The sequence below is a fragment of the Pseudonocardia xinjiangensis genome (assembly GCF_012911925.1).
GTDB lineage: Bacteria > Actinomycetota > Actinomycetes > Mycobacteriales > Pseudonocardiaceae > Pseudonocardia > Pseudonocardia xinjiangensis.
In genome coordinates this window covers 1-1,369 of the sequence record NZ_JAAXKY010000300.1, presented here as the reverse complement: position 1 = coordinate 1,369, position 1,369 = coordinate 1, and the positions used below count along the sequence as shown (strand labels likewise).

General features: G+C 73.9%; 1 protein-coding gene. It reads right to left on the bottom strand.

What is annotated here, in order from left to right; translation table 11 throughout:
- A partial coding sequence (locus HF577_RS40025) for a right-handed parallel beta-helix repeat-containing protein (protein ID WP_169400681.1) occupies window positions 1-1,317 on the bottom strand: 1,317 nt, incomplete at its 3' end.
- Window positions 1,318-1,369: the final 52 nt, after the last annotated feature.

The following is a 1,369-nucleotide window of genomic DNA, read 5'->3' as shown; positions in this document are numbered from 1 at the left end:
GGTGGCGACGATGCCGTCGTGGCCGCCGCGCAGTCTCAGCCCGGTCACCGTGACGGTCCTGGCGCCGCGTTCGATGCGCACCCCGGTGGCGGAGTCGCTGACCTGCACGCCGGTGACGGTGACGTCCTGGCCGCCGACGGAGACCCCGGCCACCCGGGCGCCGTGGAACGTGGAGTCGCGCAGCGCCAGGCCCTGGGTGCTCTTCTCGACCACCAGTCCTCGCCGGCCCCTCGTCACCGTCATGTGGTCGAGGGTCAGGTTTGCGCTGTTGACGTGGGTGAACACGCCGATCGACTGGTCGGTGGCGCTGAAGCCGGTGACCACCACCTCCTTCGAGCGGCTCAGGCGCAGCCCGCCCGACCTGTCGGACGCGGTGGCGACCCCGATGACCTGGATACCGGTCTGGCCGATGATGGCCAGGCCGAACACCCCGTTGTGCGCTGTGGAGACACCGGTGATGGGCCGGTCCGTGCTCTCCCCGGTGACGATCATCCCGTTGCCGGCGTTCCGTTCGGCGCGGATGTCGTTCATGGTCGTGGCGCGGTCGCCGCGCAGGACGATCCCGTCCGAGGTGGAGTCGCTGACCGTGAGCTGGTCGAGGTGCACGGCGTCGGAGCGGGACAGTTCGAGTCCGGTGCTGTTGCGCGCCAAGGTGGTGCGGACCAGCGCGCCGGTGCTGGCGGGGTTGAACGCCACGGCGGCGTGGCCGTTGGTGGTGTCGAGGTCGGGGGTGCCCAGGTCGGTGATGGTGGTGTCGGTGGCATCGAGGCGCCCCTGGCCGGTGACGACGATCGAGGGGCGCCCGGGGGACGGGGGCAAGGGCTGGCCGGTGGCCGGGTCGGCTGAGGTGATGGTGAGCCCGCGCAGGCTCAGGCGGCCGCCGCCGGTGTAGAGGGAGGCGGTGTCGGTGGTGCTGGGACCGCCGGCGAGGGCGAGGGTGCGGATCCCCGAGGCGTCCCCGGCGATGTCCATCGTGGTGCCGGGGGTGAGGATCACCGTGGCGTCCAGGAGCGCCGTGTCGGTGGTCTGGCGCAGCCAGGTCGGGGGCAGGGACCGGTCGAGCAGGGGCAGGGTGACCAGGCCGGGACGCAGCGGGACCTGCTGGGTGAGCCGACCGTCGGCCACCACGTCGACCCGGGCGGTGCGCACGATCGCCATCCGGCTCGGCCGGCCCCGTTCTTCCCAGGCCAACCGGATCTTGTCGCTCGCCGCCGCGTTCCGGCCGGCGGCCCGGGCCGCCTCGGCCTGCTGCCGGGACCGTTCGGCTGCGCGGTCACGGGCCTGTCGCGCGGCGTCCTGGGCCGCCGAGCGCTGCACGGGTTGGACCGGCCGGGCCGCCGGGCGCTCTCCCGCGACGTTCCGCCGCGGG